Origin of the sequence: Piscibacillus halophilus, from assembly GCF_900110685.1 — a bacterium.
Taxonomy (GTDB): Bacteria; Bacillota; Bacilli; order Bacillales; family Alkalibacillaceae; genus Piscibacillus; species Piscibacillus halophilus.
Window position 1 is genome coordinate 1 of the sequence record NZ_FOES01000037.1, and the last position, 26658, is coordinate 26658.

Here is a 26658-nt window from a genome sequence, read left to right on the forward strand (position 1 = left end):
CAGCATCACTGCCGTGATTGTTCCTGTGGAAAATTTCTTCCCTCTTGTCGGGAACCCTTGCAAGACCTCCCCGGGTAAGAGCTATAACCTTCCTCCCATATAACTGCTGTATTTACTGTATGGAATTCGTGCAGTATAGGACTTCGTTTTGTAATGCAAACTCATCCGTTCCAATTCAGCCTTATATACAGTTTCTGTTCGTCAGTTCAGGATTTTGCCTTAGGCTTCCTTCAGATTCCACCTCACGGTGGACACCCTTGCCATTAGCTAACAGTTCCTACTGCCAGGCCTGTAGTGGACTTTCACCACCAAGTTATAGCCCATGCCGGGCACACATTTAAAAATGATCTCGCCATCATAACGAGATCATTTTTGTATTTTTTTATAAAACTGCAATGTGCCCATCCGTTCGAGGTTCTGTTCCACCACATAAAACTCCCGTATCTGGGTCTCTCCATATGATTTGTCCTCGTCCAAACTCGCTATGATATAAACTTCGCTTAACGTGATGCCCACGACGATGTAATGCTTGAGCGATATGTTCTGGGAACGAAGGGTCGACATGAATGACTTTATCCTTCATCCATTGCCACCTAGGTGCATCTAAAGCAGCTTGTGGATTTAAAGCAAAATCAATCGTATTCATGATGACTTGCACATGGCCTTGTGGTTGCATAAAACCGCCCATTACTCCGAATGGTCCAACAGCTTGTCCATCTTTTGATAAAAAGCCTGGAATAATCGTGTGATAAGTCTGTTTACCTGGCTTAAGTGCATTGACATGGTTTTCATCAAGCTGGAACGTATGACCTCTATTCTGCATCGCAATTCCTGTGCCAGGGATCACAACTCCAGAGCCGAAGCCCATATAGTTACTCTGAATAAACGAAACCATATTTCCTTCACCATCAGCTGTTGAAAGATAGACGGTCCCTCCACGATGAGGCTCTCCTGGAGTTGGTTCAAGAGCTTCCCCATCGATTAACTGGCGACGTTTTTCTGCATAATTTTCCGATAGTAGTTGATCTACTGTCACGTTCATATGGTCTTGTTGCGTGATGTATTCTAAGCCATCTGTAAAAGCAAGCTTAATCGCTTCAATTTGCTTATGATAGGTATCTATGGCATCTTTTTCGTTAAACTCGTAACCTTTTAAAATATTTAACGCCATTAAAGCGATAATCCCTTGACCATTAGGCGGGATTTCCCAAACATCATATCCTCGATAATTCACTTTAATAGGATCCACCCATTTAGGCTGATAGCTTTCCAAATCCTCTTTTGTTAAATAACCTTTATACTGATTGAAAAATTGATCAATCTTATCAGCTAATTCACCTGAATAAAAAGATCTGGCCTTGGTTGCGGCAATCTCTTTCAGCGCATATGCATGGTCGGGAGACGCCCACATTTCCCCTGCCTTCGGTGCTCTTCCATTTGGAGCAAACGTCTTAAACCAATTTTCGAAAATGTCATCATTAAATACTTCCTTAAACTTATTAAAAGCCGCTTCCCAATGAAAGGCTAACGTCGGAGTTAGTGGAAATCCTTCATCCGCATAACGTATGGCTGGCTCAAATAATTCTTCAAATGGTAGAACGCCAAAACGTTTAGAAAGCTCAGCCCACGCAGCAGGTGTTCCTGGTACCGTTACTGGCACTTTACCAAACGTCGGCATTTTCTCATAACCCTCTGCTTTTAACTTTTCAATGGATATATTTTTCGGAGCATAGCCGCTAGCATTGAGACCATGAATCTTTCCATCCACCCAAACGATCGCAAATGCATCAGAACCAATGCCATTAGATGTCGGCTCTACTACTGTTAATGCTGCAGCCGTTGCAATAGCAGCATCAACCGCATTACCGCCTTTTCGAATCATCTCTATTCCAGCTTCAGCAGCCAGTGGCTGAGATGTGGCGACCATTCCTTTTCTCCCATAAACCGTATTTCGTCTAGACGCGTATGGATAGTACATACTGTCAAAATGCATGTTCATTCCTCCCCTTTTATCCAACTTTTATTCTTTATTTCATTTTTTAAAAACTTTTGTAAATTATATCACATTCAAAAATAAGTGAGACGTCATCGCAAATTTATGAGACATTTTTCTGTATTTATGAGCACTTTTTCCAAGTTTATGAGACGCGAAAAATGTCGATTGTAACAAAAAAAGCATTTTATGAGACTTTCATTTTAATTTATGAGACTTTAACAGAAAAAAATCCGCCCATAAGGCGGATTTTATCCTTCTTCATACGAATGAGTTTCAAGCACATTCCCATTTGAATCCTGAATCTCTAAATAAGTCTCTTTGTTTTTAGCAATCTCACGCCCTCTTTTAACTGCTTCATCCTTAGTATTAAAAACGTCGGAAGCTTGCTTTGCGGTCTTCGTTTGAACAGCCCATCCATCGTCATGTTTTCTTACCATCACTCCACGTTCTAGTAACTCTGGTCGACTATCATGATCATCATGGTCTTTAAGCTCCTTGGCCGACTTGTCTTGCATCTCCTGCTTTTCTTTGTCACTAGCATTTTCGTACCAATCTTTTGCTTGTTCAGTCGCTATTGGTATAGCTTGTCCTTCGTCATAACCCTCCTCAAGCATTGCATTAATCATTTCAATCGCTTTAAGACGAGTTGTTTCATTTAAATTTTTTAAAGAACTTGGGTAATCCTTTCGATCATAAGGCATTTAAACCACCTCCATATATGCTTTACTTTTGCTATTCCACTTTTAACCGTATTAAAACATTGATAAAATAAAAAACACACTGGGTACAGAAATTTTTAAAATAGGTAAAGGAGGAAAATGCCATGGCATACGGCTGTATCAAATGCGGGCACACCGAAGCTGATCAAAAAGAAGTCTCCATGACTGGCACTGGCTTATCTAAAATGTTTGATGTCCAGCATAATAAGTTTATTGTGATTTTCTGTAAAAACTGTGGATACTCAGAATTCTATAACAAAAATTCATCCACCGCTGGAAATGTTGTTGACTTCTTCTTTGGAGGTTAAACGAAAAGCAGTGGACTCATTCCACTGCTTGTTTACTCGACATCATCAAAATTGTAATTCTCGTTTATATCACCATCTTCACCTAGTACCTGTACATAGGATTCGTATTCATCTGAAATTTCATCGGCACGTTTAAGAGCCTCTTTTTCCGTTGCAAATGTCTCATAATCATTTTCTTCATTCACTAAATAAACAATCCAATCGTCACCTTTTCGTTTAACGATGACTCCATATTCTTTCATCTCAGGTCGTCCGCCGCCATGTTGACTCTTTTCTTTTTCAGACATTAACCAACCCTCCTCGATTACTTTCTTTTCTTAATATGGATGTAAATATATGATTTTATTAAAATGAAAAAGTTTTTTTAAAATTAAAGCAAATTCGTTTATTAACTGGTTCACTTTTGTTATGATAAGAATATAATAAAACACAGTAAACTTATAGGAATTATAAGTTAAGGAGGCATCCATTTATTATGTCTGAAGAACATCAAAATCCAGTAAGCTTACCTCGTATTGGAGACAAGGCTCCGTCATTCGAGGTTAATACAACTCAAGGTCCGGTTAAGTTGGAGGATTACAAAGGTTCTTGGTTAGTGTTATTCTCACATCCTGCCGACTTTACGCCAGTGTGCACGACTGAGTTTGTAGCATTCCAAGAAATCTATCCTCAGTTACGCGAATTAAACACAGAGTTATTAGGTCTTAGTGTCGATAGTGTCCAATCACATATCGCATGGGTACGCAATATTGAAGAAAACTTTAACACAAAAATTGAATTCCCAGTTATTGCTGACTTAAGCAAGGAAGTCGCAACGAAATACGGAATGATTCACCCTAACGATAGTGGCACTGAAGCGAACCGTGCTGTCTTTGTTATTGACGATCAACAAGTCATCAAAGCGATCATTTATTACCCATTAACAACTGGCCGTAACATGGCAGAAATTGTACGTCTAGTTGAGGCTCTACAAACTACCGTAGACCATCAAGTTTCAACTCCAGCCAACTGGACACCAGGAGATAAAGTGCTAGTTCCACCTCCAGCTTCTCAACAACAAGCTGAAGAACGTGCTAACGACGATAGTGTAGAAGTTATTGACTGGTACTTAGCGAAAAAACAATTATAAAACAAAGGGGCTAACCATATAGCCCCTTTTAAAAGTTAGGTGAACAACATGCCTTGTGGAAAAAATCAAACAACATTATCACCTTCACAAATCCAACTCTTTTTAGCCGTTATAAATCAACACAAAACATTTAACGACATTCGATTAGGCGTTAATCTTCCTGTTTTTAAAGTTCGTAGCGCATTACGAGAACTTCAACAAGCTGACTACATCCAAATCAAAGATGATGATTATTATCTTACAGAAAAAGGAAGGCACTCACTCTCTAACTAGAGAAGAGCACCTTCCTTTTTTAATGTATTTTTCTATAAAATAGCCAACCTGAAATGAGTGGTAATGTAACAGAAACTAGAATAACACCATTCCAGCCCATCGATGTCCAAATCACACCAACTCCTGTCCCACCAACTGTGACACCAATATAATAACTAAACAAATATATACTAGAGGCCCCACTTTTGTGGTGTTCCGCTGTTGCTCCCACCCATGAGGACGTTAATGAATGTGCGGTAAAAAAACCTAAACACATGACGGCTAATCCTAAGATGATCACCACGACATTAGGAATCGCTGTCATTAAAACGCCTAACGCCATAATTATTAAACCTGAAAACAAAATTCGAACCGTTCCATATAAATCAGCTAACTTTCCAGCAATCGGAGAACCAATGACTCCCATTGAGTAAGTTAAAAAGAGTAACGAAATCACTTGTATGGATAAATAAAACGGGTCTCCTTCTAAGTAGAAGGGTAAGTAAACCCAAATCCCCGAAAAACTCACTTGAATCATCATACCGAAAATGAAAGCGTAAATGAGCATCGGATTCTTCAAATGAATAAACATACCTTTTAAATCTTGAGAATAAGGCTGTTTCGAACTGACAAAATACTGCGATTTTGGCAAAACCATGACGCATAATGCTGAAATGATTAAACCAAATACACCTAGAACGTAAAAGCTGGACTCCCACGTATAAGCATCAGCCCAAGATCCCCCGAACACTCTCCCTGCCATACCACCGAGAGCATTACTAGCAATATATATCGTTACAGCAAGTCCTCGACTGTTAGGAGCTACTTCCTCGGTAATATAAGCAACTGCAACAGCTGGTAAGCCAGCACTAAATATTCCAACAAACAATCTCAATAAAACTAACGTATAAAACGATTCCACCATCGGCATAAGAAACAACGGTATAGAAGACAACACAAGCGTCCACTTCAAAATGCCTAGTCGCCCGATACGATCAGAGATAAATCCGAAGGCTAACAAACTGATCATTAACGAGAATGATGCCACCGAAAACAACAAACTCGATTCAGTAGCAGAAACATTAAACTGCTTAGCTAACAGAGGCAATATAGGCTGAATCACATATAAATTAGAAAAAACAAATACAGATGCCAACATTAACCCAAAAGATAATTGCCAAAAACGCCTGTCTCTTAAAGAATAGGGTTCAGCTTCCATGAATATTCCTTCTTTCGTGACTCTGTGATGTTAAGAATAAACTGAAAATTATTATAACAAAATAATGAATAAAACTAAATAAGTTGATTTTAAATATCATTTAAAGTATTAAAAAAGACCTCCTTTTTTAGAGGTCTCCATACCATATAATTTCACCTTTTTGAGCATCGTTATCAACGTCTACCTCAAAATTGTGCTTTTCATAAAAATACGTTAACCGGTTCAAATGGTCCCAGTCACGCTCTACTAAATCACCCGTAATATATTGAAAGTTATAATCACGAACTAAATCCTTTAAATAATTCATTAAAATCGAACCATATCCTTGATCCTCATGACCTTTAATATCTGCAATATGGACCGTTCGTTCGTCTTTAAATTCTACTTGCATACAAGAATCCCAATGGCCTTTAAATGGACGTTTACAATCATTGACCATTATTTGAGCCTGATCTTCATTAGCATCTTTAAACACAATCACCCAATGGTCTTGCTTAGTTTGATCGATGCCAACAATATCGTACTTCTTTGAGATTTCTTTCATATTTTCACGCATTCGAAACACTTGAAATTCCATGTTCTCTAGTTCTGCCTGTCGCTCCTCATGGTCGACGTAGTCAGATTGTAATAATCTAGGAAAACTCATCGAATGCCCCTTTCTTTTAAAACTCAAACGCACAATTGGGCATTATACTAGAGAAGGCTCCTGAACGCAACCTATGATAAAACAATCGAGCGAACAAATAAATCGATTAATTCCGACCGATCTACATCATGTAGAACATATGCATTGGGAGGCTGGCCAAATGTCTTTAAATAATCTATAAATGTAGTTCCCATTGTAATCGGAGACGTCCTCTCTACCGTTACATAGTAAAAATTCCCTCTATATATATCCGGATTAATGACAAAGGCAATCGAATTCAAGTCGTGTATTCGAACAACGTCTGCAAAAAATGGCGTATGAAAAGGAGTCCCTACTGCCGCTTCTTGATAAAATTTCAACATTAGATAAACTTTTTCTGCTAAATCGGTTCCTATATCTCGGATTTGTTCCAACTCACTATCCGTGAGATAAGCCTGTCTTGTGACGTCTAATCCACTCATCACTATTGGTACACCCGATCTTAATACAATCTCTGCTGCATCTGGATCCGCATAAATATTAAATTCTGCTGTTGGAATGACATTCCCCCCAATCGCTGCTCCACCCATTATTGAAATCATTCGAATATTGGATTTAACTTCTGGGTGGGTAAACAGCAAGGCACCAACATTTGTAAGAGGTCCACTTGTCACAATGGTAACCGGCTCTTCAGAATTCATAATGACATCATACATAGCTATTATAGCCGACCGTTCACTTCCTTCAATAGTCGGTTCCGGAAATTCAACATTCCCAGTTCCAGTATCTCCATGAAATTCAGTTGCTGGCTCTAATTCTTTAAATAAAGGACCTTCTAAGCCACGTGCCACCTCCAAATCCTTTCCTAAATAACTGACCATTCTTAATAAATTGTCATAAGTCTGTTCTTGTTCCTGATTTCCTGCTACAGACGTCACTAAACGGACATCCAATAGTTCATGGTTCAAGGCAACGATTAACATCATAAAATCATCAATTCCAGGATCCGCATCAATAATAACAGGTACCCTAGCCACAAAAATAACCTCCAAAAAATGTATTTACTCCATTTTATTGAAGGTATGTAAAATTGGTTCAATCATCTATATTTTTCTATAAATTTTTTAACTTCTTCAGATGTTAGTCCTAACGCTTTGGCTTCTTTCATGAGTAAAACCCATTCCCGATCTAATCTAACGACATCACTTTGCTCCTTAAGCGACATTCATCCTTAACCTCCCCTAAATTAGAGGCAACCGTGCTATCTTAGGCGTCATTAACCCCTTAGACCACTGGTTTTACGTCCCTCCCTTTCAAAAGGTTTGCCTTTTCTAAAAACATAACTATTTCACCATGTTAATGGTAAAAATTTCATCCACCTGTTATAATAATTTGAAATTTCTGTTAACTATCTAACATTGCTTAAAAATTTTTAGGAGGAAGAATGATGAAATATGAAGATTTTTGGTATTTATCTAAGATTGGTTTCTTAGATCAAGTTGAACCACCAGCAAGTTCTGATGTATTAAAATGTATTAAGCATTCCACTTATAACCGTCATGATATCATTCGAACACCAGATGCACCTCAACATGAACTTTGTTTTATTAAAGAAGGCTCTGTTAGGCTTTATACCATTAACGAGCAAGGAAAACAGTTCACGTATAGCCTCCTAGGTCCGGGCAGTACCTTTGGAAAAATTAAATATTTCTCACTTAGCTGTGACGATGTCTATGTCGAAGCAATTGAACCCACCCACTTTTGTGCAATAGATGAAAAAGCCTTCCTAACACTATCCGAAAAATACCCTATTTTATTACATAAAGCTTTAGAAGCATTAAGCGAGAGATTACATGAACGTGAACAACGGCTTAAATATATGGCTTTAGAAAATTCTCGAGAAAAAATTATTCATATCCTCCAGACTTTATACGATCGATATAACTCTCCCTCTGAAAATCAAAATTATTATACCATTGCCTTCCCAATTACTCAGCAAGAACTAGCTAACATGGTTGGTGTTAGTCGAGAATCCGTTTCGATTGTCTTTACAGAACTTGCAAATGAAGGTCTCATTAGATTTCCTAAACGTAAACAAATTGATGTTCACTACTCTTTAGTAAACAACGACCCAAATCCACCATACATTCAAGCCTTATATACAAATAGTAGTTATCCAAAACCTTTTAATTAACAGAGGAGCAAAGAAACCTTATAATATAAGAAGAATTGAACATAAGGAGCATCAACATGAAGTGGATCATCATAAGACCAATTGCGGCATTATTAATGGGATTAACCTATTTAGTTTCGCAGTTTTTCGAATCAAACCTATTACTCATACTTGTAAGCTTATTCGCAACCATTACCGTTATCTCGTACATACCATATTTAAACAAAACCCCGATGATTTTAATCAGCACTTTACTTATATTAAGTGTGATTTTACTGTTAAATGGTGATGGACTGATTACCATGTTTCATGGCATGCGTGAAAACGTCGGTTTATTGGCTATCTTTATTTTTGTGCCATTAATTTCAATCCCCATTCGGACAGGTCAATATTTAAAATACATAGATACGGTCTTCAATTATTACATTAAGACCTCGAGACAATTGTATTTGTATTTGAAAATATCACTATTAAGTATCGGCTCAGTTATGAATCTAGGTACCATACCCATCATGTATCATTTAACGAGCACTGAATCTTTTAAAGATTATCATGATACCCGAATTAAAGCCCTAGTAAGAGGCTTTTCTCTCTGTTTTCTCTGGTCACCGTACTTTATTTCAATTGCCTTAATATTATCTTATTTCAATGTGACTTGGGTGGAGCTTCTCCCTTATGGTTTTCTCTTTGCTTCAACTGGATTTATCTTGGGCTTGTTAACCATAGGGACAATTAATGAACCCATTCAAACCGTTGAACAAGATCATGAAATTCCAATACATAAAGCTAAGCGTAAACTTGTTGAGCTCATGGTCATTATTGTCGGGATGACTGCTTTAACGATGACCATCGAACACTTTGTTAATTTATCCGTGTTAACCATTATTCCAATCATGGCCATCGTCATTTCTACCATCTGGTCACTTTTTTATCAATCACCGAAAGAGTTTGGTAGAGAATTACTCGACTACACACAAGGTAGATTACCTAAAATGGGGAATGAATTATCCCTTTTTATCGCGGCAGGTGTATTTGGGGTTGCGATCTTAGACGCTGGTGCTAGTGAATGGATTATATATTTAATCGATGTTAGTGGCATTAACCATTTATTAATCCTTCTGCCCGTATTAGCTGTCATCGTTAATGTATTGTCATTCATTGGCGTGCACCCAATCATTACGAATACTGCATTAGCCATTACGCTAAGTTCGAGTCCGATGTTCGCTGATGACCACTTATTATTAAGTATTGGCTTATTAGCTGCATGGATGTTGACGATTCTGGTATCCCCTTTATCTGCTACCAACTTAATGGTTGGTAACTTAACGAATACGAATTCCGTACACGTAGGGCTCAAAATGAACTGGCAATATGCATTAATGCTTTATGGAGTTTTTTACATCTTAATTGTTGGAATCTATTATTTGTTTTAATTCAAACAATGGGATCCAAGTCCCCTGAGACTTCATCTCTTTAAGTCATAAACCAACAGGCTGTCTTCCTGTTGGTTTTTATTATGTAAATTTTTCTTTAATTTAGCATATATTTAATAGCTCCCTTAATAAACTTGTACTGATAAGCTCCTAAATTTTGATGAAGAGTAAGGAGGTTCGACATGTCCAAGTCCATAGAAAACATTGAACGTAAAAATAATAAGCGACAAAAAGCTATCAAAAATTTATTAACAGCTCTGTTATATTTATCCCCTGCATTGATCATAATGGGTGCATTTCTATTTTACCCAATGATTAAAACACTTTATTACAGTTTCTTTGTTACAAATTCGAGAGGAGAAACCATTCGTTACATAGGTCTTGAACATTATTTATATTTATTTGAATCACAAGTCTTTCGTACAAGCATGAAAGCAACCTTTTTATTCGCTTTATATACCGTCCCTACCACCATCATCCTATCTTTATTTCTAGCCATCATTGCTAATGAAAAGGTGAAGGGCATTCCATTTTTTAGAGTAGTATTCTCCTCAACATTAGGTATTTCTGTCGCTGCAGGAGCCACCATATGGTTATTACTTTTTCATCCAAGCCTTGGTGTTTTCAATAGCCTTTTAAATGCAATAGGAATTAGCGATATCCAATGGTTAACCTCACCAAATTGGGCCTTAATCTCAGTATCTATTACAACCATTTGGATGAATATAGGTTTTAACTTTATCATCCTACTTGGTGGATTACAAAATATATCAGAAGAACTTTATGAAAGTGCCAAGATTGATGGGGCTGGCTACTGGAATCAACTATTTAATATCACCATACCGATGTTATCTCCAACATTGTTTTTTGTAAGTGTTGTAACCATTATCAATTCGTTCCAATCATTTGGACAAATTGATATTTTAACGGGTGGTGGGCCCAACAATTCTACCAATTTAATCGTTTATTCCATTTATCGAGAAGCATTTGAAAATGGTTTCTTCGGCTCGGCTAGTGCTCAAGCTATTGTATTATTCGCATTAGTTCTAGTCTTTACCTTTATCCAATTCAAAGTCGGTGAAAAGAAGGTGCATTATCAGTGATCAAAAAACTATGGATCTATTTGTTGTTGCTTATTTCAGCAATTGTCATCACATTCCCAGTCTTATACGCTATTTCTGCTAGTTTTATGACAACTCAAGAAGTGAACCGTGGAGCACTAATACCGTCTAGCTTTTCTTTAGATAACTACATTCAAGCATTTAAAAGTGTGCCCCTCTTTCATTTCTTACTTAATAGTTTTATTGTGGCATTCTCAGTAATGGTAGGACAATTAATTATTTGTAGCTTAGCAGCATATGCGATTGTGTTTATACCTTTTAAAGGACGGAACTTTATATTCTTTTTACTGATTTCAACGATGTTAATACCTTGGGAAGCAGCCTTTTTACCGAATTATATTACGGTGTTAAACCTCGGTTGGATTAATGAATATTCAGGACTTACCCTTCCTTTTTTTGCAACAGCCTTTGGGATCTTTTTACTTCGACAACAATTTATGACCATCCCAAAGGAGTTATATGAATCTGCTCAAATGGATGGCTGTTCAAGATTTAGGTTTTACACAAAATTCGCATTACCTCTATCGAAACCGATATTAAGTGCTTTAGGTATATTCTCTTTTTTGACCACTTGGAACATGTATTTATGGCCTTTACTCGTAACGAATAACAATGATGTCAGAACGGTCCAAATCGGACTTAAGATGATGATCTCAGCTGAAACAGGTACAGCTTGGAACGTCGTAATGGCTGGAGTCGTATTAGTGTTGTTACCAACTCTGATTCTTTTAATCCTTGGATTAAGTCACTTAAAACGTGGTTTAACTCAAGGAGCTTTAAAAGGATAAATAATAACATTAAAGGGGGAAGCTTTTTTGAAAAAGCTTATATTTATTCTACTATCTTTAGTTTTGATCGCGGCTTGTAGCAGTGATGATGAACCAGAAGTACAAGAAACTGAAGACGGGAAAAAATTAGTGACATTTTGGCATGCAATGGGTGGCGGTCCAGGTGAAGCGATTGATGCCATGGTAGAAGACTTTAACAATTCCCAAGAAGATATTCATGTTGAAGCCGTCTATCAAGGTAGTTATGAAGAGTTACTCAATCAGCTACGCGCAGTAGGTGGTACAGAAGAAGCCCCTTCACTCGTTCAGGTCTATGAAGTTGGGACGAAATATATGAGTGAGAGTGGATTTATTGAACCGGTTCAAAAATTTATTGATGAACATGACTTTGACATCTCTTCATTTGAAGAGAACATATTAGGTTACTATCAATTAGATGGTGAGCTTTATTCGATGCCATTTAACACTTCTAATGCTATTATGTTCTACAACAAAGACATGTTCAGAGAAGCTGGTTTAGATCCTGACAACCCACCACAAACTTTTAGTGAAGTAAAAGAAGCTGCCGAAGCGTTAACAGTTGAATCCAACGGTGGAACAGAGGTACATGGCTTTAGTATTCTTATTTACGGTTGGTTCTTCGAGCAATTACTAGCTAACCAAGGCGCACATTATATCAGCGATGATAATGGACGCTCAGGTCCTGGAGATGAAGTGTTGTTTAATGATGAAGCGGGGTTAACTATTTTCGAATGGTTAAAAGAGATGCATGATGCTGGCACTCTAGGAAACTATGGTCGTAACTGGGATGATATTCGCTCAGCCTTTGCTGCTGAAAAATTGGCTATGTATTTAGATTCCACTGCTGCGACACGAGGAAATGTAGAATCAGCTGATTTTGAGGTTGGAACAGCTTACCTTCCAGTACCAGACGGCATGGAACCTCAAGGTGTAATTGTCGGTGGAGGATCATTATGGATGACGAATGGGATTGCCAAAGCAAATCAAGACGCTGCATTTGAATTTATTAAGTTCGCGACATCTGCTGAACAGCAAGCAAAATGGGCAGGTGCAACGGGTTACTTCCCGATTACATCAGAAGCGTATGACGAGGCAGAACTACAAGATGTCTATGATGAGTACCCTCAGTTCTTAACGAGTGTAGAACAATTACAAAATACAACACTTACCCCAGCGACACAAGGTGCCTTAATGGGTGTATTCCCAGAAGCGCGAAGCATAGTTGAAAACTCGATTGAAGCCTTATACCAAGGTGAGGACCCTCAAGAATTATTAGATCAAGCTGCTGCAGATATAGAAGAAGCTATCCAAAAGTATAATAGATTACAAGACGAAGATTAAAGAAGAGACTGTCCCAAAAGTCATAAATGACTCATTGGGACAGTCTCTTTTAAAATGATGAAAAACTCTCTTGATACCCGAGTTCTCTTGAGATTTTTTCACTATAATAGACAACACTTTCTAAATAGGTTTCTTCTTCTTGATCAGTCAATTCCCTCATTGGAGTACTGATTCCCAAGGCCGCCACAACTTGACCACTATAATCAAAGATCGGAGCAGAAAAACCAACCGTATCTTTAAAATGTTCAGAACGACTAATCGAATAACCTCGATCTCTAATCAACTTTAAATTTTCTTTTATATGTTCTTTATCTGTGATGGTATTTAGAGCTAACTTCTTAATTTCTACTTTGTCTAAATACTTATCTATTTCTTGTTCGCTCATATAGGCCAATAACACTTTTGGAGCGGAACCTGCATATAATGGTGCACGCTGCCCGACTTTAACAACTAAGCGGACAGGCTTTTTACTTCCAATCGTTTCAACATAAACAGCCTCGTCCCCTTCCATGACCGTTAAATGAACAAGTTCATCAATTCTTTCGTTAATTTCTTTCATATAAGGCAAGGCTATTTTATTGTAAGCTAGACCTTCTTCGACCATGTTACCGTACTGTAATAGCTTTAACCCTAAGCGGTAAGTCACTTCTTGATGTGAGTTCCGATCTTTAATAATCAATCCAGCTTCCTCTAAAGACGTAATGAGTCTAAAGACTGTCGTTTTAGGTAGACCAGACAACTTAGTCAGCTCTGTTAAGGTTAAAGTTGATTGTTTTGTGAAACAATCTAATAATTGTATAGCTTTCACTAAACTTTTACTCATAAATATGTCTCCTCAAAATTACCTATATCTAATATACCATTTTATACCTTTTTCATAAATGAATTAGCTAATAAAATCAAGCATGTAAACATAGAACATGGCTACAACAGTTATGGCGATAAAATACTTCCCATTCCATTGATAAGCCACTTTTATACCATTTGTCCGAACACACGAGCTAATAATGATATTTAAAGCATTTAACGGACTTATACTCGCCGATAACATCCAAGTGAAAATACACATAAAGGCAGCTGCGTAAACACTCACTTCTACCTCCGATGTCAAAATGATCGTCAAAACAATTGGTACACTAACAATCTGATGAATTCCAAACATCGCTAGCAATGTCACAAATAATATAACAAATAAAAATAACCATAATATAGATTGTTCGGAAGACCAAAGAATAACATGACGTAATCCATCGACGATCGGAGTGTGAAGTAAAGCATTTCCGAATAGCCCAGCACTCAAAAATAATGCTACTTCCATACTAGAGTGGTTTTTAACTTGATGCATATAAGCAGTCGCTTCAGATTTTAAAGAATGGCGATCAAAACGAAATAACTGATACACAGCTGGAATTGCAATACATAATATACTGACTAGTAATAACATCGACCAACCTGTTAACGATTCTAGTATGACTAAGGCAAAAAGAATCAAAAGTACGTAAATCATAAAACTCATATATTTGAGGTATTTCTTAGAATTGTCGTGCTCCATTACTTGAAGCTTCTTAACTTTTAATTTTCTTAATAATAAAAGTGAGATTATGACTTGAATAATGGCAAAGAACAGTCCAATAGGTAAATAAGCTTGAAATGATAAATCAGCCGTTACTAATACGATCCCTACTGAAGCAAAAAATGGGGACCACAATACGGCTGGGGTAAAACCGTTATAATAAGCATTTGATAAAATTTTAGGATGAATGTTCAAGTCAGATATAAAACTATGAACAATCCGTAACGACCCCATGTTTAGAATAGGTGATAACAGAAAAACAAAAAATGTAACTCCATAAAACGATCGTTTTAAGTCATTTTTCATATGTTCTAAATCTTCAACTAATCTCTTAATAATCCCTTCTTGCTTCAATGGAATCGATATCAATGGGGCTAGTAGAATAATAGATAATAAAGCCAGATTTTGTGTAATTCCATTTAAGAGCATCAAACCAGAATTTCCGTAAATATAATGAATAATAATCCCTAAAACAAACAACGCCCCAGTAAAAATCTTTGCCTTTAAAGTAAGCTTCATATAAGCCATCAAATAAACTAATACACAGACTAAAACATAAACAGATGTCATCATTGGATGGCTGATGAAACTTTGTGAAATATAAAATAAACACATGAATATGACCATCGAAAAATAGACCACGCTGATCCCAGCTTCCGTATTAATCAGTCCCTGTATTACTCTTCGTTGATAGATTCTTCTACTTAAATATTTTCCTTCTTTATTAACTTGAACGTTCCATTACAATGAACTAATAACTCGCCCTGTTCATCAAAAATCTGACCTTCAACGATAGCCGTTGATCGGGTACGTGAAATGATTTTCCCTTCGGAGTATAACGTCCCTTCTGATACAGACTTCACAAAGTTCGTATTTAATTGAAGTGTGATCACTTCATCAAAACCGAGTGATTTACACGTAAAGCCCATGGTCGTATCTACTATTGAAACAAGTACTCCACCATGTACGGTTTCTCTAACATTCATAAAGTCATTCTTTATTGGTAATTTTAATTTCACATTACCTTTACTCGCTTCATGAACCTCTAAACCAACAAACCTCCAAAATGGACTCTTCTCAAAATCTTGTTGAATGGTATTTATTTCTGCAGACATTTTTCCACCTTCTTTAATTAACAATTGTATCGACAACTTCTCCTTGAATAGCTTTAATTAGATTTTCAGCAATGGTTTCTGTTGTTTCCCTAGCTGCTTCTTCACTAATTCCACCGATATGTGGTGTCATGACAATATTGTCTAAATCATAAAATGGATGATTGTCTAATGGGGGTTCTGGATCATAAACATCCACCCCCGCACCTAATATTTTCTTCTCCTTTAATACTTGGGCAAGATCTTCTTGATTAATGACGCCACCTCTAGCCGTATTAATGAAGACAGCATTAGGCTTCATCAATTCAAAGTGCTTTTTTTGAACAAAATGTCTTGTAAGTTCATTAAGCGGAATATGAACACTTACAATATCCGCTTCTCGAAAAACATCATCTACATTCGTCGTAAAATGATATCCGTGTTGTTCACTTATTACTTCTCTTTCTTCTGTCATCCTTCGAACATAGATAAGAATATTCATTCCAAAAGCTGTTTGCATGATTGAAGCTACCTTTTGTGAAATGGAACCGAATCCTACTAGACCAAGAGTTTTTCCTTTTAATTCATAAGTAAATCGGCCATCTCGATAGCCAAAATTCCCTTTTTTCATCTCTTCATGAAACGGGATAATATTTTTCATTACAGCTAGGATGAGACTTACTGCATGCTCCGCCGTGGCTTGAACGTTAATCTTAGGAGCATGCATCACTTTGACGCCTTTTTGGGTGGCATACTCAACATCAATATTATCTAAACCAATACCAGCTCCTGAGATAGCTTTTAAGTGCTGACCAGCATCGAGTATAGCTGGAGTAATTCTGGCCGGGGCACGTAAAATAATCCCATCTACCGGATGCTCATTTAAGTATCGAACTATTTCTTGTTCATGAAACTCATCAAACTTTTTCACTTGAGCAAGTTCGTTTAAGACTTCTTCACCTTTGATATGGTACATAGATAGAATTTGTAAAACATGAGGCTGATCCTTCATTAAGATTCCTCCTAAGAGTTTGAAGAAAGCCAGTAATAATGGATTACTGGCTGCTTCTTCAATCTAAATATTCTATAATTGTTGATATGCCTTGACCTCCACCAATACAAAGTGTGACAAGGCCATATTTTTCACCACGACGTTCCATTTCATGAAGTAGCTTTGTCATTAAAATAGCTCCTGTTGCACCAATTGGATGACCGAGTGCAATCGCTCCACCGTTCACATTCACTTTGTTAATATCCATATTGGCTTCTTTAATAACCGATAACGCTTGAGCCGCAAATGCTTCGTTTAACTCTATTAAACCAATATCATCGATGGTTAAACCACTTTGTTTTAACGCTTTTTCTGTTGATGATACAGGCCCAATCCCCATTATTTCAGGACCAACCCCACTGACTGCTTGTGCGATTACTTTAGCTTTAGGCTTCACACCATACTCTTTAACCTTCTCACCGCTCATCATGACAACAGCGGCTGCTCCATCATTACGTCCTGATGCATTACCAGGAGTAACGGTGCCTCCTTCTTTAAAAACAGCTGGAAGTGTCCCTAACTTTTCGATAGAAGTCAGACGAGGGTGTTCATCTGTTTTAAATTCAATCGATTGCTTTCGTTCCTTAACTTCATAAGGCACGATCTCTTCCTCAAAACGACCTGATTTAATCGCATCATCTGCCAACACTTGGCTACGGTGAGCAAATTCATCTTGCTCTTCTCGAGAGATTTGATATTTTTCCGCTAGATTTTCTGCCGTTAGGCCCATTGTGATATCACCATACTTTTCACGAGGTTGAGAGCATGGTTGACTCTCCGTATTCGGATCAAGCAATAGACCATTTCCGGCACGATAGCCATAACGCGCATGTCGAATGTAATAAGGAGCCGTACTCATACTTTCGGCACCACCGGCTACAACCACATCAGATAAGCCAAGCTTAATTTGCATATCTGCATTGTTAATCGCTTGAAGTCCAGAGCCACATTGACGGTGAACGGTATAACCGGTCACATCTTCTGGTAAACCAGCACGTAAAGCAGCTAAACGTCCTAGATTTGACGTATCTGCACTTTGCTTGGCTTGCCCTAAGATCACTTCATCTACTTCAATATCCTCACCTGTTCGATGTAACACTTCACGAATAACCTTTTCAGCTAAAAAATCTACCTCAACATTTTTCAAAGTTCCTCCCATACGACCAACTGCCGTACGGACAGAATCAATGATATACGCCTCTTTCATCATGCCACCTCCATTATTTTCGTGTCTCACGAACTAATTCATTTGCAATAATATTCCTCTGAATTTCAGAAGTCCCTTCATAAATTTTCGTAATCCGTGCATCTCTGAAGTAACGTTCAATAGGATAATCTTTCATATACCCGATACCACCATGAATCTGAACAGCTAAATCAGCAACTTTGTTGTAAACTTCAGAGCCATACAACTTGGCAATCGCAGCTTCTTTTACGACCCGTTTACCTTGGTCAGTCATCCAGGCTACACGATAAGTTAAAGAACGTAACGTTTCAATTAGCATTGTCATCTCAGATAGCATGTGTTGAACCGCTTGGATCTCAATAATTGGTTTTCCAAATTGTTGACGTTCATTTGCATACTCTAGGCAGTGTTCTAGTAATTTTTCACAAGAACCTAGATTTCTAGCAGCTAGACCCGCTCGGCCATTTGCTAGAATCTTAAGGGCATTAACGTAACCTCTATTCACTTCTCCAAGTACATTCTCTTCTGGAACTTCCATATCTTCAAAGAAAAGTTCTGCAGAATGAGACCCACGGAGCCCCATTTTTTCCTCAACACTTCCTAACTGAAATCCAGGAAAATCTTTTTCTACAATAAATGAGGTAATTCCTTTGGCACCTTTATCCGGATCTGTAACAGCCATTACCGTAAATACCTGCCCATCGACAGCGTTAGTAATATAATGTTTAGAACCGTTTAAAATGTATTTATCCCCTTTTTTCACTGCCGTTGTTTTTAAATTAGCCGCATTCGAACCTGCACTAGGTTCCGTTAAGGCAAAGGCTCCAATATATTCACCTGTAGCCATTTTCGGTAAATATTTTTGTTTTTGTTCTTCTGTCCCTAGCTCAACAATTCCTACGGTTCCAATTCCGGTATGTGCGCCGATTAAAGTGGTAAATCCATTGTGTGTCTTACCTAATTCTTCATAAATCGCACATTTTCCTACCATATCTAAGCCTAATCCACCGTATTCTTCAGGAATACTTAAACTAAAAAGCCCCATGTCCTTCGATGCTTCTACAATTTCTTTTGGAATCTCGTTGTCTTCTTCGATTTTCATAGCTAATGGTTCAACTTCTTCTTTTACAAACTTACGTACATTCGATCTAAGAAACTCGATGTCTTCTGATAGATTAAAATCCAATGACGACAACTCCCTTATCTATTTTTGAAATCAGGCTTTCTTTTTTCTAAAAAGGCACTGGTTCCTTCTTGTTTATCCTCTGTCCCAAATACAACCGCTTGTGATAGTTTTTCAATCCACATCGCTGCCTCTCCTGACAAATCATAGCCATGGTGTACAGCATGTTTTGCTAGTTTAATAGCAACTGGACCTTTTTGTACGATTTTTTCTGTAATAGAATCAATTTGTTCATCCAACTCTTCTTGGGTCACATAATATTGAACAAGACCCATGCGGTATGCATCGTCCCCTTTAACTATTTTGCCGGTCAAAATCATATCTAGTGCATGACCTTTTCCAACAATGCGAGATAACCGTTGAGTTCCACCAGCTCCAGGAATAATCCCAAGATTCAATTCGGGTAAGCCAAGCTTGGCATTATCTGTTGCTACCCTGATATCACAGGCAAGAGCTAGCTCACACCCACCTCCAAGTGCATAGCCTTCAACCACTGCGATTGTAGCTTTTGAACAATCTTCTATTTTTTTATAAAGACCTTGCATTCCAGGTACTAATGCTTCAAGGGGCTCGCGTTCTTTTAATTGTTTAATATCTGCACCAGCTGCAAATGATTTACCACCAGCCCCTCTAAAAATAATAACTTTTACGTTCTCATCTTCTTCTGCTTCAGTAACAGCTTGATCAATCTCTTGAAGCATGGTGGCATCTAGTGCATTTCGAACATCTGGGCGATTTAATGTCAGCCAGAATAAACCTTGATTATTTTCGACCTCTATATTTTGGTAAATACTCAACTAGATTCCCCCCTTTATGAGTAATCATAGAAACCGCTACCAGATTTTCTACCGTAGCGACCCGCTTTAACATATTTCACTAGTAACGGGGAAGGTCTGTACTTCTCACCTAATGTGGCATGTAAATATTCCATATTTCGAAGACGCGTATCTAATCCGACTAAATCGGCTAATTCTAATGGCCCCATTGGATGATTTAACCCTAGCTTCATCGCTTTATCGATGTCCTCAGCACTAGCGACACCTTCCATCAACATATTCATCGCTTCATTACCGATTAAACAATTCATCCTAGATGTTACAAATCCTGGGAACTCATTAACTTCAACCATCTCTTTATTTAATTTCTCAGTTATTTTTCGAACATAATCTACGGTCGCATCGGATGTTTCTAACCCTTTGATTACTTCTATTAATTTCATTTTGTGTACTGGGTTGAAAAAATGCATCGCTACGACTTGATCTGGTCTAGAAGTTTGAGCTGCAATTTCTGTTGGGCTCATCGTGGAGGTATTCGTAGCTAAGATTGTTTCCTTCTTACAAATCTCATCAAGTTGTTGAAACACCTTAATTTTTATATCCATTTTTTCTAATACAGCTTCAATGACTAAATCAGCATCTTTTGCCGCTTCATTTAAATTGGTAGTATAGCTTAAATGGTCAACCGCTGATTGATGCTGGTCAGATGTTATAAACCCTTTTTCCGCACTACCTGACAGTAATGTTTCAATATCATGTTTAGCGTTTTTTAAAGCTTCTTCACTAATATCATTCAAGAAAACTTTAAATCCCGAAATCGCACTGGCATAAGCAATTCCTTTCCCCATTACGCCAGCACCTACCACTGTAATTTGTTCCATGGTATTCTTCCTCCCTTATGAAGCTTCCTGACGAACTAATAAATCTTGCCTGAATTTTTTCTGGTAAAAATAAACTAGAACTAATATGGCAACGCCAACAAAATCTGTATAAATATCTGGTATCACCATACATATCGAGCCTGCAAACAACACTAATCTCTCATACCAGTAAGAGTGTCTTAACATCCACCCTTCAGCAGCCATCGCAATTCCAATGATCCCAATGATCGCTGTTATAACAGCTAATAACGTTTCAAACGGCCCACCGATTAATAATAAGTTTTTACCATATACAAACATATAAGGAACAATATATGCAGCAAGACCTAACCTCATCGCTATTAACCCGGTCCTCATTGGCTCGGAACCAGATATACCAGCTGCGGCAAATGCAGCTAAAGCCACAGGAGGTGTAATAGCTGACAATGTAGCAAAATAAAAGACAAATAAATGAGCTGCAATTGGACTGACTCCCATTTCAACTAATGCAGGAATAGTTAATGGAACTTGCACGATATATGCTGCTACAGTCGGTAATCCCATCCCTAATATAATGCTTGTAATCATAGTGAAAATTAATGCCAGTAGTAAGACTCCACCCGAAATATCAATGATAATACTACTGAATTTGAGCCCAATTCCTGTTAGTCCTATAACTCCAATAATTAAACCAGCAGCCGCACAGGCAATAGCGGTTTCTAATGCTGCTTTGGCGCCTAAATCCAATGCATTAATTAATTTCTTAAGACCGATTCGATGAACGGAGCTTAACGCTGCCACAATAATCGTACCGACGATTGCAAATAGACCTGCCTTCATCGGGGAGGCACCTGTGGCTAACATATAAATAATTAAGATTAACGGAATAAAGAATAAGAAACCTTTCTTAAACACTTCCCAAAACTTTGGCAATTGTTCTTTCTTTAATCCATCAAGTCCATTTCTTCGGGCTCTGAGATCCACTTGAATAAACAAACTGATGTAATATAAAAGTGCCGGTACAATAGCAGCTACCGCAACTTCCATATAAGGGACACCTAAATATGCAGCGATGATAAAGGCAGATGCCCCCATAATTGGCGGAACAATCTGTCCTCCTGTTGAAGCTACAGATTCGATAGCTGCTGCGAAGTGCTTTCGGTATCCCGTTTTTTTCATAAGTGGAATGGTAAAGGCACCAGTTGTGACTGTATTGGCAACCGCACTCCCCGAGATCGTACCTAGAATAGAACTTGCAAAAATTGCTGTTTTGGCCGGACCGCCACGATATTTCCCCATACCTGCAACAGATAAATTAATAAAGAATTGACCTGCTCCCGATACTTCTAAAAACTTCCCAAATAAAATAAACAAGAAAATAAAAGTGGCTGATACCCCGAGTGGCGTACTAAAAACGCCCGTTGTCGTGTAAAAAAGATGGTCAATTACCCACATAAGCGTGAATTCTCGATGTCCTAAAGCACCAGGAATATGGTGTCCCCATAACCCGTAAGCTAAGAAGATGACTATAATCACGACTAAAACATTACCTACCACACGTCGAGTAGCTTCAATTAGTAACAAACCACCCATAATCCCTAGGGCAATTTCATAGTTCGTTAAATCTTCTATGTAACTCATACGTGATGCAATTTCTTGTGAATTTACGACAAAGTATGAATAACAAATAATGGATAACACCATAAAGATCCAATCATACCAAGGGATGGATGCATCCTTTGAGATACTTTTGGATGGTCTATAGACAGCAAAAACTAAAATTAAAGCGAACCCTAAGTGCATGGCACGTTGCATAATCGAATCAAAAACACCGAACATTGCGGTATATAAGTGAAAAAGGGACATTAGAATTGCAACAAAGGAAATAACCTTCGCTGCAACTCCAACTAATTCTCTATTTTTTGGTCTGACCACTGAATCAGCTTCTAATGTTGAGCTATCATTAAAGTCTAGTTGTTCTAAACTGTTAGGTTTATCTGACATGACTTAACCTCCTCATAAAGGTTCGCCTACTCTAAAGCACCAACTTCTTTGTAGTAGCGTTCTGCACCTGGGTGAAGGTTGCCAATATTATTTTCTACAGAAAATTCGGCATCGAAGTCGGACATAACACTTGAGATGTTTTCCCATGCATCTCTATTCTCTACCATCATCTTCGTAATTTCGTAAGCAACATCTTCACTAATTAGATCATCGTTAGCAAGTAAAACTGTATAACCTGCTACCGTTTGTGTATCTTCTTCAATATTTTCATAAGTACCACCTTCAATGGTGTATGGTAAATACCCTTCATTACGTGCGTGCAATTGTTCTATGGTTTCATCAGATAATGGAATTAAACGAATCCCTAAAGTCGTATCTAATTCTTGGTAAGTCGAAACTGGAGCAGCAAGCATACCCGCAATGGCGTCAATATGACCATCTCGTAATAGTTGAGCAGCATCAGCTGTACCGATATACTCAATACCATCTAAATCATCATAAGACATGTCATTAAACTCCAAAACTTCCTGAAATGCAAGTTCCCCACTGTACCCTTTAATACCAGGGCTTACCGTTTTACCTTTTAAATCTTCAACCGTGTGAATATCTGAATCAGCTCTAACTGCAATGTGAAACACATTCGGGTATAACGTTGCTAAAGTGCTAACGTTTTCAATCGGCTCTTCAAAAGCATTCTTTCCCTCTAATGCTTCAGGTACTGTTTGACCATTACTAAACCCTATATGATAGGTGCCATCCCCTAAACCTAATAAGTTCGAAACCGAACCACCTTCAACAACGGTTGTAGACGAACCTGGGAATAAGTCATTCATCGTATCTCCCATCGCGCCACCTAACGTATACCAAAAACCACCGACAGTAGCGGCTCCAAACGTAAATTCAGATGGTGCCTCAACATCTGCCGCTTCTACTTCTGTATCCACTTCTACTGCTTCTTCTTCACCTTCACCATCTCCAGTTGATTCTTCTGATGGATCTGATTCTGAACATCCGACTAATACAGCAAACATTAAAAAGATCGCTGCTAAAAATATGCTTAATTTTTTCATGACTGTTTCTCCCCTTTTTATAAATTCATAGATTCCTGATTAACTGTGAAGTTTGCATCTGTGATGTCCCTTAACTCTTCAACTGAGATGTCAGATAAAATTTCCACTAACTCACAACCGCCATCTTTAAACTTAAATACAGCGTGCTCTGTAACAAGCATGTCGACTTTTCTTGCACCACTACTAGGAAAGGTTAGTTTTTTAACAAATTTAGGACTTCCATCCTTCGCTTGATGACTAGAGGCAATAATAATTTTTTTAGCTCCGGCCACAAGGTCCATCGCTCCGCCGACACCTAAAATCGTTTTACCAGGAATTGCCCAGTTTGCAATCTCTCCAGTTTCATCGATTTGTAGAGCACCAAGAACTGCCATATCTATATGACCTCCACGAATCATGACAAATGAATCAGAACTATCGAATAACGAAGCGCCAATATCCATTGTAATCGGTTTCTTACTCGCACTAATCAAATCCATATTAATCTCATCTTCAGGTGGTGTTGGTCCCATTCCTAGCAAGCCGTTTTCAGAGTGTAAATACACTTTCTTATCACCTAAATAATCAGGGATCAGCGTAGGAATACCGACCCCAAGATTAATAATGTCGCCATCATTTAACTCTTCTGCTACTCGCTTAGCTACTTTAACTCTCAACTCATTGTTCAACGTATACACCACCCTTCTTTACATACTTATTAAGAACAACATAGTCGATAAATAAATGTGGTGTCACAACATCTTTAGGTGGAATTTCACCTACTTCAACAATTTCGTCTACCTCGGCTATGACCAGATCACTTGCTGTAGCCATCGCCACGTTGAAATTCCTTGCTGTATGATCGTAGACAATGTTTCCAAATGTATCCGCTTTCAAACCTTTGATAATGGATACATCTCCTCGAATCGCACGTTCAAGTATGTAAGTTTCTCCATCGAATTCTTTTTCTTCTTTTCCTTCTGCTAATTGAGTTCCGGCTGCAGTTTTAGTGTAAAATCCAGCAATTCCTGCGCCTCCACAACGCACAGCTTCAGCTAAAGTGCCTTGAGGAATTAATTCAATTTCAAGCTCCCCTTCAGACCAGGCTCTAACAGCTTCACGGTTTGTCGTAAAATAAGAACCTTTAGCTTTTTTCAAACAACCAGCATCAAGCAGTTTCCCTAAACCTCTTCCAACTTCCCCTAAGTTATTACTAACCACTGTTAAATCCTTTTTATCTGATGCAGCAATGGCATCAATTAATGTTAAAGGGGTACCTGACATACCAAATCCACCAACTAATAACGTGTCACCATCCTTTATAAAATCGATGGCTTCACTAACTTCTATTAGTTTTTTCATCAGATTTAATCCTCCCTTCTTAATCTCCTAATACATCCCTTCATTCCAAAATACGGAATGATTATTCCATTTTTATAACTTGAGTTAATTGTATAAAAGTATTTTTTAAAAATCAACACTTTTTAGAAAATTTAATAAACATCACATAAAAAAAGACGGCCAAATATGACCGTCTCTTAATTAATTTATTTTAAAGCCCTTTTTCTCTATAAATTCTTTCATATGCTGACGTCTTGGTTGCCTCATCATGTTACTCATCGTCTCCGACCAAGTCGTCTGTCTACGATTCGTTAATCTTGTTTGATAATACTCAGACATCGTTTGATCATAATCACTGATCATTTGTTCATACTTCGTTTCATCATATTGATTCTCATGCAAGATCGCTTCAACTGGTAGGCGTGGCTTTACAAACTGCTCTTGATCAGGCACTCCAACCGTCATACCAAAAACCGGATAAACCTTATCTGGTAGATTAACCAATTCACTAATTTGCTCAGGGTTGTTTCTAACACCACCTATGTAACAAATACCATACCCCAGCGATTCTGCTGCCACAACAAAGTTTTGAGCAAACAATGCCGTATCCACTGTTCCAACTATAAAGTTCTCTAACCCTTCTGATGTCATTTCAACACCTTGTTTACGACACGCATACTCCAAACGTTTTAAATCACAGCAAAATAAAAGAACGACTGGAGCTGACTTAATCTGTTTTTCATTTTTGCTAAGGGTTGCAAGTGCATCAATTTTGTCAGGTTCAGTCACACGTACAATTGAATACGCTTGAACAAAATTAGAGCTCGCTGCGTGTTGCGCCGCATGAATCATTTCATGTAATTGCTCTTCTGGAATAGCATCCGCTTTGTATTGGCGGATGGATTTATGTTTTTTCAATAATCGAGTTACCTCATTCATCAAATCAACCTTTCTTTCATCTCTTTACTAATAAGTTACCTAAAATTTGAGCAAGAAAACAAATAATATGTTTCAATAATCATTAAGCGGGTATTATAAATAATATATAAATACCTCCCCTTATAAAGAAAGCGGGAGTGTCAATAATTTTGTGTAAATGACACTAAGCCCTTTTGTAAGAATTAAGCTAGTTATTTATTATAAACGACCTTGCAGGTCGGACTGTGACTTTCTTCTTCAGTTACTAACCCCATAGCTGGTTCTCACCAAGGGTCAAGCGTATTTGGCTTGATGCTTGGTGAGAACCAGCTAAACTTCCAAAACTGAAGAAGATTAAGTTTCGATAGCTTCAAACATTTTAAGTAGTTCTGGTTTAGCTTTTTCAAACCCTCTATGACATCGCATACTATGTTTTTCAATATAATGATGGAATTGCGTGACTAAATAACGTTTGAGCGATTCCTCATTCGGAAATTGCTC

At 37.8% G+C, this 26658-nt stretch carries 28 protein-coding genes, 1 pseudogene and 1 riboswitch; of the genes and pseudogenes, 8 read left to right on the forward strand and 21 right to left on the reverse strand.

What is annotated here, in order from left to right; all coding sequences use genetic code 11:
- Positions 1-382 precede the first annotated feature (382 nt).
- Positions 383-1993 carry a gamma-glutamyltransferase family protein gene (locus BMY57_RS12820; RefSeq protein WP_218143547.1) on the reverse strand — a complete coding sequence of 537 codons (1611 nt, stop codon included), beginning with the start codon at positions 1991-1993 and terminating at the stop codon, positions 383-385.
- A 251-nt stretch (positions 1994-2244) separates the two neighbouring features.
- Positions 2245-2697 carry a DUF2188 domain-containing protein gene (locus tag BMY57_RS12825; protein ID WP_091775008.1) on the reverse strand — a complete coding sequence of 151 codons (453 nt, stop codon included), beginning with the start codon at positions 2695-2697 and terminating at the stop codon, positions 2245-2247.
- Between the two features lie 122 nt (positions 2698-2819).
- On the opposite strand from BMY57_RS12825, the gene BMY57_RS12830 reads away from it, so the two are divergent.
- Positions 2820-3023, forward strand: a complete 204-nt coding sequence (locus BMY57_RS12830; protein ID WP_091775011.1) for a zinc ribbon domain-containing protein — start codon at positions 2820-2822, stop codon at positions 3021-3023.
- A gap of 32 nt (positions 3024-3055) precedes the next feature.
- Here BMY57_RS12830 and BMY57_RS12835 read toward each other — a convergent pair whose 3' ends face one another.
- Entirely contained in the window at positions 3056-3310 is a 255-nt protein-coding gene (locus BMY57_RS12835) for a DUF2188 domain-containing protein (protein ID WP_091775014.1), read from the reverse strand.
- A gap of 188 nt (positions 3311-3498) precedes the next feature.
- Between BMY57_RS12835 and BMY57_RS12840 the strand changes: the two genes are divergently transcribed.
- A complete protein-coding gene (locus BMY57_RS12840) occupies positions 3499-4152 on the forward strand; it encodes a peroxiredoxin (RefSeq protein ID WP_091775017.1) in 654 nt (217 codons plus the stop codon).
- A 48-nt stretch (positions 4153-4200) separates the two neighbouring features.
- Positions 4201-4425 carry a winged helix-turn-helix domain-containing protein gene (locus BMY57_RS12845; RefSeq protein WP_091775020.1) on the forward strand — a complete coding sequence of 75 codons (225 nt, stop codon included), beginning with the start codon at positions 4201-4203 and terminating at the stop codon, positions 4423-4425.
- Positions 4426-4444: 19 nt separating this feature from the next.
- Here the strand turns inward: BMY57_RS12845 and BMY57_RS12850 are convergent, their stop codons facing one another.
- The 4 genes from BMY57_RS12850 to BMY57_RS12865 all read right to left on the reverse strand — a co-directional run bounded on the left by BMY57_RS12850 (position 4445) and on the right by BMY57_RS12865 (position 7473).
- Positions 4445-5623, reverse strand: coding sequence for an MFS transporter (locus tag BMY57_RS12850; RefSeq protein WP_091775023.1), 1179 nt, complete (start codon positions 5621-5623; stop codon positions 4445-4447).
- 127 nt (positions 5624-5750) lie between these two features.
- Complete coding sequence (locus BMY57_RS12855; RefSeq protein WP_091775026.1) at positions 5751-6269, reverse strand: hypothetical protein; 519 nt, start codon at positions 6267-6269, stop codon at positions 5751-5753.
- Positions 6270-6340: 71 nt separating this feature from the next.
- On the reverse strand, positions 6341-7285 hold the full coding sequence (locus tag BMY57_RS12860; protein ID WP_091775029.1) for a nucleoside hydrolase: 945 nt from the start codon (positions 7283-7285) through the stop codon (positions 6341-6343).
- A 62-nt stretch (positions 7286-7347) separates the two neighbouring features.
- Positions 7348-7473 carry an anti-repressor SinI family protein gene (locus tag BMY57_RS12865; protein WP_091775034.1) on the reverse strand — a complete coding sequence of 42 codons (126 nt, stop codon included), beginning with the start codon at positions 7471-7473 and terminating at the stop codon, positions 7348-7350.
- A gap of 23 nt (positions 7474-7496) precedes the next feature.
- Positions 7497-7585, reverse strand: a riboswitch (cyclic di-GMP riboswitch).
- Between the two features lie 110 nt (positions 7586-7695).
- Here BMY57_RS12865 and BMY57_RS12870 point away from each other — a divergent pair.
- The 5 genes from BMY57_RS12870 to BMY57_RS12890 all read left to right on the forward strand — a co-directional run bounded on the left by BMY57_RS12870 (position 7696) and on the right by BMY57_RS12890 (position 13125).
- Positions 7696-8442 (forward strand): Crp/Fnr family transcriptional regulator, encoded by a 747-nt coding sequence (locus tag BMY57_RS12870; RefSeq protein WP_177176389.1) that lies wholly within the window; start codon positions 7696-7698, stop codon positions 8440-8442.
- A 56-nt stretch (positions 8443-8498) separates the two neighbouring features.
- Positions 8499-9854 (forward strand): hypothetical protein, encoded by a 1356-nt coding sequence (locus BMY57_RS12875; RefSeq protein ID WP_091775041.1) that lies wholly within the window; start codon positions 8499-8501, stop codon positions 9852-9854.
- A 182-nt stretch (positions 9855-10036) separates the two neighbouring features.
- Positions 10037-10957 carry a carbohydrate ABC transporter permease gene (locus BMY57_RS12880; RefSeq protein ID WP_091775044.1) on the forward strand — a complete coding sequence of 307 codons (921 nt, stop codon included), beginning with the start codon at positions 10037-10039 and terminating at the stop codon, positions 10955-10957.
- Positions 10954-11763 carry a carbohydrate ABC transporter permease gene (locus BMY57_RS12885; RefSeq protein WP_091775047.1) on the forward strand — a complete coding sequence of 270 codons (810 nt, stop codon included), beginning with the start codon at positions 10954-10956 and terminating at the stop codon, positions 11761-11763. The genes BMY57_RS12880 and BMY57_RS12885 overlap by 4 nt, the downstream gene beginning before the upstream one ends.
- 27 nt (positions 11764-11790) lie before the next feature.
- Positions 11791-13125, forward strand: a complete 1335-nt coding sequence (locus tag BMY57_RS12890) for an ABC transporter substrate-binding protein (protein ID WP_091775050.1) — start codon at positions 11791-11793, stop codon at positions 13123-13125.
- A gap of 49 nt (positions 13126-13174) precedes the next feature.
- Here the strand turns inward: BMY57_RS12890 and BMY57_RS12895 are convergent, their stop codons facing one another.
- From BMY57_RS12895 to BMY57_RS16310, 14 genes and pseudogenes are all read right to left on the reverse strand, one after another.
- Positions 13175-13948 carry an IclR family transcriptional regulator gene (locus BMY57_RS12895; RefSeq protein ID WP_091775053.1) on the reverse strand — a complete coding sequence of 258 codons (774 nt, stop codon included), beginning with the start codon at positions 13946-13948 and terminating at the stop codon, positions 13175-13177.
- 63 nt (positions 13949-14011) lie between these two features.
- Complete coding sequence (locus BMY57_RS12900) at positions 14012-15313, reverse strand: hypothetical protein (protein ID WP_091775056.1); 1302 nt, start codon at positions 15311-15313, stop codon at positions 14012-14014.
- A gap of 89 nt (positions 15314-15402) precedes the next feature.
- Positions 15403-15813: a PaaI family thioesterase gene (locus tag BMY57_RS12905; RefSeq protein ID WP_091775086.1), complete on the reverse strand. Its 411-nt coding sequence runs from the start codon at positions 15811-15813 to the stop codon at positions 15403-15405.
- A 13-nt stretch (positions 15814-15826) separates the two neighbouring features.
- The gene (locus BMY57_RS12910; RefSeq protein WP_091775059.1) at positions 15827-16801 is read right to left on the reverse strand and encodes an NAD(P)-dependent oxidoreductase; all 975 of its coding nucleotides are present in this window, start codon (positions 16799-16801) and stop codon (positions 15827-15829) included.
- Between the two features lie 58 nt (positions 16802-16859).
- Positions 16860-18047 (reverse strand): thiolase family protein, encoded by a 1188-nt coding sequence (locus BMY57_RS12915; protein WP_091775061.1) that lies wholly within the window; start codon positions 18045-18047, stop codon positions 16860-16862.
- A gap of 13 nt (positions 18048-18060) precedes the next feature.
- Positions 18061-19212, reverse strand: a complete 1152-nt coding sequence (locus BMY57_RS12920; RefSeq protein ID WP_091775064.1) for an acyl-CoA dehydrogenase family protein — start codon at positions 19210-19212, stop codon at positions 18061-18063.
- 14 nt (positions 19213-19226) lie between these two features.
- A complete protein-coding gene (locus tag BMY57_RS12925) occupies positions 19227-20006 on the reverse strand; it encodes an enoyl-CoA hydratase/isomerase family protein (RefSeq protein ID WP_091775067.1) in 780 nt (259 codons plus the stop codon).
- A gap of 14 nt (positions 20007-20020) precedes the next feature.
- A complete protein-coding gene (locus BMY57_RS12930; protein WP_091775070.1) occupies positions 20021-20866 on the reverse strand; it encodes a 3-hydroxyacyl-CoA dehydrogenase in 846 nt (281 codons plus the stop codon).
- A gap of 15 nt (positions 20867-20881) precedes the next feature.
- A complete protein-coding gene (locus BMY57_RS12935; RefSeq protein ID WP_091775073.1) occupies positions 20882-22849 on the reverse strand; it encodes a TRAP transporter permease in 1968 nt (655 codons plus the stop codon).
- Positions 22850-22875: 26 nt separating this feature from the next.
- Positions 22876-23919, reverse strand: coding sequence for a TAXI family TRAP transporter solute-binding subunit (locus tag BMY57_RS12940; protein ID WP_091775075.1), 1044 nt, complete (start codon positions 23917-23919; stop codon positions 22876-22878).
- A 17-nt stretch (positions 23920-23936) separates the two neighbouring features.
- Complete coding sequence (locus BMY57_RS12945) at positions 23937-24587, reverse strand: 3-oxoacid CoA-transferase subunit B (RefSeq protein WP_091775078.1); 651 nt, start codon at positions 24585-24587, stop codon at positions 23937-23939.
- A complete protein-coding gene (locus BMY57_RS12950) occupies positions 24577-25260 on the reverse strand; it encodes a CoA transferase subunit A (RefSeq protein ID WP_091775080.1) in 684 nt (227 codons plus the stop codon). Before BMY57_RS12950 ends, BMY57_RS12945 begins: the two co-directional genes overlap by 11 nt.
- A gap of 180 nt (positions 25261-25440) precedes the next feature.
- Complete coding sequence (nfsA, locus tag BMY57_RS12955; protein WP_091775083.1) at positions 25441-26178, reverse strand: oxygen-insensitive NADPH nitroreductase; 738 nt, start codon at positions 26176-26178, stop codon at positions 25441-25443.
- Between the two features lie 333 nt (positions 26179-26511).
- Positions 26512-26658 (reverse strand): annotated as a pseudogene (locus BMY57_RS16310) (IS256 family transposase); the annotation flags it as partial.